Origin of the sequence: Ohtaekwangia sp. (assembly GCF_036568665.1) — a bacterium.
Lineage (GTDB): Bacteria > Bacteroidota > Bacteroidia > Cytophagales > Cyclobacteriaceae > Ohtaekwangia.
Genome location: NZ_DATCSD010000315.1, coordinates 1 through 8,684, shown reverse-complemented (window position 1 = coordinate 8,684; position 8,684 = coordinate 1). Strand labels below are relative to the sequence as shown.

Sequence of the window (8,684 nt, the reverse complement as noted above, 5' to 3'; positions counted from 1 at the left end):
AGCAACGCCTGCGCAGCTCATCGACTCTATACCGGTGGTTCGTATACCCAACTATGCTTTTCGAAATAAAGGCGATCTTACATTTGAGGATGTTACCAATAGCTGGGGTTTTAATACTCCGTCATTCTCGAATGGCGCTGTCTTTGCCGACCTGGACAACGATGGGGATTTGGATTATGTGATCAATAACATCAACGACAAAGCGCTGGTATATGAGAATACACTATATACTAAAGCGACAGCGGTCAAAAAAGAAAACACAAGCGTAAATCATTTTCTCCGCCTCAAATTTGTTGATACGAAAGATTTCAACTACGGCACTGGTGTAAAAGTAACATTGCACTACGATCACGGTAAAACACAATACCTGGAGAATTGTGTATCGCGCGGATTCTTGTCATCCGTTGAAAATATAGTACACTTTGGTTTGGGAAATATAGCGACTATAGATTCCATAATTCTCGCATGGCCCGATGGTGATATACGCCTGCTGAAAAACGTTAAAGCCGATCAGGTGTTGGAAGTACATTATGGTGAAGGCGATGCTTATGCACCGCATAGTCCTGTGGTTGTGCCGTTGGTGAAACCGGCTGAGCGTCTTACCGCTATAGCTTTTAAACATAAGGAAGAAGATAATATAGACTTCAACCTGCAACGTACATTGCCGCATAAATTTTCACAGTATAGTCCGGGTATAGCAGTGGGAGATATAAACCAGGATGGGCTGGAAGATTTTATGGTAGGAGGCTCGCGCAACAATCCAATTACGGTATGGTTGCAGAAGAAAGACGGTACATTTAGTCAGCAGGTAAAAGCAGTAGGGGAGGCGTTGAAGCCGTATGAAGATGAAGGTTTACTCTTGTTTGATGCTGACGGTGATCATGACCTGGATCTATATGTAGTAAGCGGCAGCGTGGAAGGATTGAAAGAATCCGAATATCAACACAGGCTCTTTCTCAATAACGGGAAAGGTATATTTACGTTGGGCCAACTGCCGGTGCTCACTACGAGCGGATCGTGTGTGCGCGCCAGTGACTTTGATGCCGATGGTGATCTCGATCTGTTTGTAGGCGGAAGAGTTATACCCGGAACTTACCCGATGCCACCCGCCAGCTATATACTGCGCAACGACAAAGGCAAATTTTTGGATGTAACAGAAGCCGTAGCCCCACAGTTGCAACATGCCGGTATGATTACGGATGCGCTGTGGACGGATTTTGATCTGGACGGAAAAACAGATCTGGCAATAGTAGGAGAGTTTATGCCTGTAACATTCTATAAAAATCAGGATGGTAAATTAGCCAAAGTTGAAGCTACCGGGGTAGAAAGTCTCAAAGGCTGGTGGAACAGTCTTACGGCTGGTGATTTTGATTCGGATGGAGATATAGACTATATAGCCGGCAACCTCGGTATAAATAATAATTACCAGGTAACAAATAAATATCCGCTGAAGCTTTTTGCGAAAGACTTTGATAGTAACGGAAGTGTCGATCCGGTGATGGCATGCTATCAGCGCGAAACTATGAATGGTTTTGACAAAAAATTATACCCGATACATTTCTGGGATGAGATCAATTCGCAAAGCCCCAAGTTCAGACGCAAGTTTTCGCGTTACCGGAAATATAGCAAGGCTACGCTAGACAAAGTACTTAACGAAGATGATCTGAAAGGTGCGCTGGAACTGGAAGCAAACTATATGCAATCGGCATACCTGGAGAATGACGGTAAAGGTAAATTTACCGCGAGGGCATTGCCAACCCCGGTGCAGGTAGCACCTGTAAACGGTATGATCACCTGCGATGTAAACGAAGACGGCAATCTGGATGTACTCATGGTAGGCAACGACTATGGCAACGAAGTATTTGCCGGCCGTTACGATGCTTTTACCGGTCTGATATTGCTGGGCGATGGCAAAGGTAATTTTATAGTACGTTCCTCTGCCGAGAGCGGCTTCTATGTGCCCGGAAATGCCAAAGCCCTGGTGCGTATAGCCGGTGCAAAGGGAGATGTAATAATCGCATCACAAAATCGCGACAGCCTGAAAGTATTTGAGTGTTATGGAAAAGAATCTTTCCCGGTGTTTACACCAGGTCCGTTGGACACACGAGCTGAATTCATCCATGTTAATGGCAGTAGGCAGTCCGTTGAGTTCTACTACGGCTCCGGTTTCCTGTCGCAATCCACACGGAAGGTGCGTATACCGGCAACGGTGAAGGAGATTGTGGTGCATGATGGGCAGGGCAGATCGCGGAACGTTAACCGTTAGTCGTATTAATTACAGGTTAATCGTGAGTGTGGGATGGGGGCGTACAATTAACGGATAACGGCCAACGACCAAAAACCGCAACATTTCTTTCTTACCCATTGCATTTAAGAAGCTAATAAATATCTTTCAACAAAATTATCTTAATCTACCCTTTACCTATGGATGCACAAAAAGTTGACATGTACCTGATGACGAACGGAAAGTTTTTTGAGAGCAATCAAATTCCGTTGATTCGTGAAAAATTATTGGCGTTGGATGAGTCTCGCTATGCTCAATTGCATGCACTCAATCTGAAAGATCCTACCACCATGCTGATTATCTCTATCGTTGGCGGAGGATTGGCGATCGACCGTTTTATGATTGGCGATACCGGTCTTGGCATTGCTAAGTTATTGACCTGCGGAGGCTTGTATGTATGGACAATCGTAGATTGGTTCCTCATCATGGGCCGCACACGTGAGGTCAACGCAGAGAAATTATTCCAGGTGATAATATAGTCTTCTTGATTTCCGATATGGAACCGAATGACCGGAAGATATATTGGATATTAACACTTCTTTCACTGGCCGGGTATACCTGGTTAGGGTATCATCTAGTATGGCCTAATCATACTGCGGTAACAGTGTGTATGTTTAAAAACATCACAGGTTTACCGTGCCCTTCCTGCGGCATTACCCGGTCAGTACTTTCTCTGATGCAAGGCGATCTATACCATGCCTGGATGATCAATCCGTTGGGAATTATAGCAGCGTTGATGTTGGTCGCTATACCGATATGGATGGCTATAGATATAGTTACAGCGCGTATAAGCCTCGCGTTGGCTTTCCGCAGTGCGGAAGAAAAGATTCGCACACAAAAAATCATTTACATCCCCCTGATACTGCTCATGGCAGTGAACTGGGGATGGAACATCCTCAAAGATCTGTAATACCATGGCCGAAGTTGTTTCATTCGCTTACAAGCCGGATGACTATGAAAGTGAGAAAGCATCGAACAGTTACCTCATGTCGCTGATCGCTGTTATGGTTGGATTGCCACTGCCCATTGTTAACTTATTGGCAACCGTTTTTTTCTACTTGAATAATCGTAAAGGCACTTTCTTTGTACGCTGGCATTGCACACAGGCATTGCTCTCGCAGTTAATGGTATTGGCCATGAACAGCACAGGTCTTTACTGGACGCTCTCTATCATCTTTGGCGATAACAGTGTAAGCAATACCTATATAGCTTACCTGATCACGATCGTGATCTTTAACATAGGCGAGTTTTTCGTAACTATCTATGCAGCTGTAAATACCCGCAAGGGTAAACATGTACACCTCTGGTTCTTTGGTCCGCTAACCGATCAAATCTGTAAATCCTGATGACTGACAAGATACTTACACAATTCGCTGTTATAGCGATCTCTTTTTTCGGTCTTTGGTTTTTACTGAGCCGTATCGACTTTGTGGATGATGGCGAGGTGCAGAAGTTTGCCAAAGAGAGCGAAAAGAAATTAGGAGAACTGATTTTGAAGTCGATCAAGGCAACAAATGATGAAGTAGAGGACAAACGCATCAAAGCGGTATTGGATTCTATCAAGACGCGCCTGTGCGAAGGTATGGAGCTGGACTGCGACAAAGTAAAATTACATCTTATACGCAGCAGCGATATCAATGCATTTGCGTTGCCTGATAACAACATGGTGATATATACCGGCCTGCTTGACTATGCCAAAAACCCGGAAGAAGTTGCCGGAGTAATGGCACACGAGTTAGGGCACATGGAGAAGAACCATGTGATGAAGAAACTGGTGAAAGAGATTGGTATGGAAATGCTGTTCACCATTGCAGCCGGTGATGCCGGTAATGATATAGCGCGCGAAACAGCAAAAGTAGTTTCATCCACTGCGTTCGATCGGAAGCATGAACGCGAAGCTGATGCCTTTGCCGTAGAATGCCTTGCAAAAGCCAGCATCGATCCGCAGAACTTAAGTAATTTGTTTTTCCGTCTCGCCCGTAAAGATGATGTGCCGGAAGAATTAGCATGGATCAGCACGCACCCTGATACGAAAGAACGTGCTGCCGAGATCATCAAACTGAAAAAGGAATATACCTTTAGCAGTAAAGATATACTTCGTACGCCCTGGAAAGATGTACAGAGTTCCTTATCAGAAAGACATGATAGTGACGATGATCACGACAGTGAAGAAATAGAGGAGGCCATCGAAGAGATCAACTCCGATACTACTTCGGTCGAGTAAACATCAGCTTTTTTTCTTCGCTACCTTTTTGGCTGCCTTGGCAACCTTAGCCGCTTTTTTGGCAGGCTTTGGTTTCTCTTCGACTTCAAACAATTCGTTGGTTTTAGGAACGAACTCCGGCTCCGGTATAGCGAGGCCGCAATGTTTATTCAATTGTTGAATAAGATATTTACTGAGCTCGGGCGAATGCAGTTCTTCGTGCTGGTGCATAAAGAAATATACCCGCTCTATACCTTGCGCCATCCATTGTTTGATGCGCTGCACCCAATCATCCACGCGCGTATAGTCTGTGGGATGTAAACCATTTCCTACAAAACGTATAAATGCTTCCGGAGTAGTGAGGCGCATGTGCACACAATCTCTGCGACCTGATGCATCGGTAATTACCGCGCCCGCTTTATTTTGCTGCAACATGTGGAAGGCAGACTGAAATGCATGCTCATCTTCAAACCATTGTGGATGACGAAACTCAACAAACAGTTTTATATCCTTGGGAAGTGATTGTATAAATGCTTCGATCGTATCCTGTGTCTTGGGTGCCATGCCGGGATGCGGCATCAGGAAGATCGGCCCAAGACTTTCTTTAAAACCGGATATACCTTCCAGAAAACGATCGGTTAATTCTTTCACATCTTTTAATCGTTTGATGTGTGTAATCTGATCCGTAAACTTCGGACAGAATTGAAAATTATCACCTACTTTACTTTTCCATCCGCTGGTCTGTGCAACGGTAGGCATACGGTAAAATGTCGCGTTCAACTCAATGCAATTAAAGTGACGCGCATAGTGCGAAAGAAAATCCGCTTCCTTCGTTCCCTTCGGGTAAATCTTGCCAACCCAATCCTTTCGTCCCCACTTGGCACAACCTACAAATATCTCTGGCTTGTTCTTGTTGCCCGAAGAAGCCAATACTTGTGTTGTCTCTTTTCGGTCGGGAGGAAGTTTAAAATCAACTTGCTCCAGCTCTTCAGAAGTTATCCGTCCAAATTCCATTATGAAAGATACAGCTTCGCTTCTCAAATGACAAAACCGGAGATGCGACAGTATCGAACTATATATTTACCGGAACCATTTCTTCACCGCATATCCCTTCCACATCCAAAGACCGGAAAGGATCACCAGCGGAAACAATATCCAGCGTACAACAACCACTGCTTCTGGTATAGTAGATACAGGACCATATACATAGCCAACAATGGGTATACTCGCCAGCATGTGAAACCACCGGATGATCTTTCGTTCTGTCGCTGCGTTCATACTGCTCTCATTAAAATGAAAATGATATCACTCGGTTTTGGTCAGGTGCATGGAGAAAAAATTATTCCACTTGGCTCCGTCAGGAGAAAATTCACCAGTCTCGTCCCATGTTTTCTTCACAGGATCAAGTACAATAGAGTAGCGCATCTTGCCGCGGCCCGGTATATCGAAGCCCCACTGAAATGTATTCTCACCGGTAACATTTACCCAGGCATCTGTACTGTTGCCATCATTCAGGTAGCTGCGGAGTTTATATTGCTTCGTCCATTTGTCGTACGAGAGTATAGCCAGTGCGTGGTGAACGATCATATCTTGTTTGGTCTGCGTGTTGAAAGCTTTTCCTAAACCTTCCACCAGTAATACAGTACCTTCCAGTCTGGATTCGATACGTTCATCCATCACTGCTTTACGTGTTTCGTTCGGTCCCATCTGCATCGTGCTTTCACCTTGCCATCGGCCGATCCAGTTAATAAAGGCATTCATCTTTTCTTTGTCGCCAGTTTGCTGGGCGAATAGATTTTCAGTTGCTATACCCTGCAGCAGCAGCGTAAGCATTAACAACAAGAGGTTCTTCATATATAGGGGGATTTATTTGTGAATGTATTGTTTCAGGTTGTTAACATATTCTTCAAACGCTTTTATACCTGTTGGTGTGATCTTGCACGTAGTGAGCGGCTTCTTGCCCCGAAAAGATTTTTGTATTTTGATATACCCTGCTTCCGATAGTTTATCCAATTGCACACTGAGGTTTCCTGCTGTGCTGTTAGTCTTCTCTTTCAAAAAAGTAAACTCGGCTGATTCAACACTGATCAGCAACGACATCACCGCCAGTCGCAATTGCGAGTGAAGCAACGGATCGAGGTCCTTGAACATTATTTGTCAGTCTTGTTGCTAAGCAGATAACCCGGAATAAGATAGCCACCGATAATAGCGACAGCACCTACCAACGACTGTATATATACCGGTACCAGGAAACTGACAATGCCGAACAGCCAGAAGAGTATACCGCCCATCATCAGCGGTTTGAAGCGTACGATCGTTCCTGAAACGAACGTAGGTATAGAGCTTACTATGAGTATAACCGGGTTCAACTGAAAGTTGATTTTATAGCCGAAGATCACCAGTGTAAAAACACAAACGCCATAGCATATCCACAACGCTCCGCTGATGCGATCGAACGGTGAAGATACACGTTGTGTGCGCTCCTGTTTATAGCCGCGATAGAGAGTATATATCCATGCAGGGATAGTAATGATCCATACTATATAGGGGTGCCTGTACTCCTGCAGGGAGAGTATAAACATACCGAGGTTGGCCAGGGCTACTACCCAACCCCATAGTAAAAAGTAAAAACTGTTCTGCTGAACATTTCCTTTTGCCTGGTGGATCATACTGGTAATGATCTCCAGGCTTTGTTGTGCGCTGAGATTTTCGGAGGGCTTCATATTGGAATGATAACGATATAAATGTAAACTGGTTTATATTATAAACCAAAATATTTTTAATCCACTCGTTTTCTCTGCTATTTTTGAGTCATGTTTACAGGAATTATCGAAACGGTGGCGGAGGTAGTGGCCATTCAGGATGAAGGTACCAACCGTCTTTTCAAATTTACCAGTGCCCTTAGCAATGAGTTTAAAGTAGACCAGAGTGTATCGCACGATGGCGTGTGTCTTACCGTAGTAAAACTGGAAGATCGCGTGCATTGGGTAGTGGCTGTACAGGAGACGTTGCAGAAATCGAATCTCGGCAAACTGAAGGTGGGCAGTAAAGTAAATATTGAGCGATGCATGCTGAACAACGGTCGCTTTGACGGACACATTGTGCAGGGCCACGTAGACCAGACTGGTATTGTTACTTCGGTGAAGGAAGTAGGAGGAAGCTGGCTTTTTGATTTTGAATATGATCCTTCTGCCGGTAATGTAACAGTAGAAAAAGGTTCTATTGCTGTGAATGGTGTAAGTCTCACATGCTTTAACTCAACCGCCAATACATTTACCATTGCCATTATTCCCTATACGTACGAGCATACCGGCTTTAACCAATTGAAAGCTGGTGATGTAGTAAACCTGGAGTTTGATATTATCGGCAAGTATGTAAAACGCCTGCTGAATATAGCCCGCTAGAATATATATCCTATATATAGCCCGATCTATAGTGTACCTGGCTGTGGATGCAGATAGCGTTTGCTCAGCCAGGTATATACCCGGTATATAAACCATCCGCAAAGACCACCAATGATGCTGCCCGCGAGTATATCTCCGGGGTAATGCACGCCCAGGTATATACGTGAGTACATCACTACCGTTGCCCATACAAAGAGCAACCACGCCCACCGGTGCGTTGAGCGAAAAAGCAAATACAGAAAAACGGCAATGCCTGTAGTGTTGGCAGCGTGGCTGGATGCAAAACCATATAGACCGCCTTTATAAAAATCTCCGTTGGCTCTTTTTACGAGATGAACAAGTCCTTGGAGGGCAGGTTCGTGTGAAGGACGCAGTCGCAGAAAGTAAGGCTTCATCAACCCGCTGGTAATACGATCTGCCAATAGTATAGTGAGTGCTATACCTATCAAGATAATCCAACTCTGTTTTTTATGTTCACGCAGTATACAATACAGCAGGTAAGCATATAGCGGCACCCAGGCTATGGTTTGACTGATAAACATCATTAAAGGATCCAACCATGGTGTATGGAAACTGTTTAGCAGCAGAAATAATTTTTGATCAAGCTCCGTCAGTGTTTCCATTCATTTTTATTTTCAGTGCTATCTTCTCGTTCTCTGACTCAAGCCAGTCGACAGAATCTTTCATCGATAAAAAGAATTGCTGCCAGATGCCGAGTTTCACCAATGTCTCGTTGATGCTGCGAAGATAGTCACGAATATGTGTATCTGTAGCATCCGGACGAATCGCTGCG

Annotated in this window: 13 protein-coding genes; 6 read left to right on the top strand and 7 right to left on the bottom strand. The window is 44.5% G+C overall.

The annotated features are described in order from the left end of the window. The 5 genes from VIN08_RS17530 to VIN08_RS17510 all read left to right on the top strand — a co-directional run. Positions 1 to 2,266, top strand: a 2,266-nt coding sequence (locus VIN08_RS17530; protein ID WP_331967634.1) for a VCBS repeat-containing protein, incomplete at its 5' end; no start/stop codon positions are given. A gap of 158 nt (positions 2,267 to 2,424) precedes the next feature. Next, positions 2,425 to 2,763, top strand: a complete 339-nt coding sequence (locus VIN08_RS17525; RefSeq protein WP_331967632.1) for a TM2 domain-containing protein — start codon at positions 2,425 to 2,427, stop codon at positions 2,761 to 2,763. Positions 2,764 to 2,780: 17 nt separating this feature from the next. Further along, entirely contained in the window at positions 2,781 to 3,194 is a 414-nt protein-coding gene (locus VIN08_RS17520; protein ID WP_331967631.1) for a DUF2752 domain-containing protein, read from the top strand. A gap of 4 nt (positions 3,195 to 3,198) precedes the next feature. Beyond that, on the top strand, positions 3,199 to 3,630 hold the full coding sequence (locus tag VIN08_RS17515) for a hypothetical protein (RefSeq protein ID WP_331967630.1): 432 nt from the start codon (positions 3,199 to 3,201) through the stop codon (positions 3,628 to 3,630). Next, a complete protein-coding gene (locus tag VIN08_RS17510) occupies positions 3,630 to 4,508 on the top strand; it encodes a M48 family metallopeptidase (protein ID WP_331967629.1) in 879 nt (292 codons plus the stop codon). The genes VIN08_RS17515 and VIN08_RS17510 overlap by 1 nt, the downstream gene beginning before the upstream one ends. A 3-nt stretch (positions 4,509 to 4,511) precedes the next feature. Here the strand turns inward: VIN08_RS17510 and VIN08_RS17505 are convergent, their stop codons facing one another. The 5 genes from VIN08_RS17505 to VIN08_RS17485 form a co-directional block, all read right to left on the bottom strand. Beyond that, entirely contained in the window at positions 4,512 to 5,501 is a 990-nt protein-coding gene (locus tag VIN08_RS17505; RefSeq protein WP_331967627.1) for a DUF72 domain-containing protein, read from the bottom strand. Between the two features lie 66 nt (positions 5,502 to 5,567). Further along, on the bottom strand, positions 5,568 to 5,765 hold the full coding sequence (locus tag VIN08_RS17500) for a hypothetical protein (RefSeq protein WP_331967625.1): 198 nt from the start codon (positions 5,763 to 5,765) through the stop codon (positions 5,568 to 5,570). Positions 5,766 to 5,792: 27 nt separating this feature from the next. Then, positions 5,793 to 6,341: a hypothetical protein gene (locus VIN08_RS17495; RefSeq protein WP_331967623.1), complete on the bottom strand. Its 549-nt coding sequence runs from the start codon at positions 6,339 to 6,341 to the stop codon at positions 5,793 to 5,795. A gap of 12 nt (positions 6,342 to 6,353) precedes the next feature. Continuing rightward, the gene (locus VIN08_RS17490; protein WP_331967621.1) at positions 6,354 to 6,638 is read right to left on the bottom strand and encodes a transcriptional regulator; all 285 of its coding nucleotides are present in this window, start codon (positions 6,636 to 6,638) and stop codon (positions 6,354 to 6,356) included. Beyond that, positions 6,638 to 7,210, bottom strand: coding sequence for a hypothetical protein (locus tag VIN08_RS17485; protein ID WP_331967620.1), 573 nt, complete (start codon positions 7,208 to 7,210; stop codon positions 6,638 to 6,640). Before VIN08_RS17485 ends, VIN08_RS17490 begins: the two co-directional genes overlap by 1 nt. A 90-nt stretch (positions 7,211 to 7,300) precedes the next feature. On the opposite strand from VIN08_RS17485, the gene VIN08_RS17480 reads away from it, so the two are divergent. After that, on the top strand, positions 7,301 to 7,891 hold the full coding sequence (locus tag VIN08_RS17480) for a riboflavin synthase (protein ID WP_331967619.1): 591 nt from the start codon (positions 7,301 to 7,303) through the stop codon (positions 7,889 to 7,891). Between the two features lie 26 nt (positions 7,892 to 7,917). On the opposite strand, the gene VIN08_RS17475 is transcribed toward VIN08_RS17480, so the two are convergent. Together VIN08_RS17475 and VIN08_RS17470 are read right to left on the bottom strand one after the other, a co-directional pair. Continuing rightward, on the bottom strand, positions 7,918 to 8,514 hold the full coding sequence (locus VIN08_RS17475; RefSeq protein ID WP_331967617.1) for a phosphatase PAP2 family protein: 597 nt from the start codon (positions 8,512 to 8,514) through the stop codon (positions 7,918 to 7,920). Further along, positions 8,492 to 8,684: hypothetical protein (locus tag VIN08_RS17470; protein ID WP_331967615.1), on the bottom strand; the 193-nt coding region annotated here is incomplete at its 5' end. The genes VIN08_RS17475 and VIN08_RS17470, both read right to left, overlap by 23 nt.

Coding starts and splice junctions, on each gene's coding strand:
- VIN08_RS17525 (WP_331967632.1), top strand. CDS start 2,425: ATGGATGCACAAAAAGTTGACATGTACCTGATGACGAACGGAAAGTTT.
- VIN08_RS17520 (WP_331967631.1), top strand. CDS start 2,781: ATGGAACCGAATGACCGGAAGATATATTGGATATTAACACTTCTTTCA.
- VIN08_RS17515 (WP_331967630.1), top strand. CDS start 3,199: ATGGCCGAAGTTGTTTCATTCGCTTACAAGCCGGATGACTATGAAAGT.
- VIN08_RS17510 (WP_331967629.1), top strand. CDS start 3,630: ATGACTGACAAGATACTTACACAATTCGCTGTTATAGCGATCTCTTTT.
- VIN08_RS17505 (WP_331967627.1), bottom strand. CDS start 5,501: ATGGAATTTGGACGGATAACTTCTGAAGAGCTGGAGCAAGTTGATTTT.
- VIN08_RS17500 (WP_331967625.1), bottom strand. CDS start 5,765: ATGAACGCAGCGACAGAACGAAAGATCATCCGGTGGTTTCACATGCTG.
- VIN08_RS17495 (WP_331967623.1), bottom strand. CDS start 6,341: ATGAAGAACCTCTTGTTGTTAATGCTTACGCTGCTGCTGCAGGGTATA.
- VIN08_RS17490 (WP_331967621.1), bottom strand. CDS start 6,638: ATGTTCAAGGACCTCGATCCGTTGCTTCACTCGCAATTGCGACTGGCG.
- VIN08_RS17485 (WP_331967620.1), bottom strand. CDS start 7,210: ATGAAGCCCTCCGAAAATCTCAGCGCACAACAAAGCCTGGAGATCATT.
- VIN08_RS17480 (WP_331967619.1), top strand. CDS start 7,301: ATGTTTACAGGAATTATCGAAACGGTGGCGGAGGTAGTGGCCATTCAG.
- VIN08_RS17475 (WP_331967617.1), bottom strand. CDS start 8,514: ATGGAAACACTGACGGAGCTTGATCAAAAATTATTTCTGCTGCTAAAC.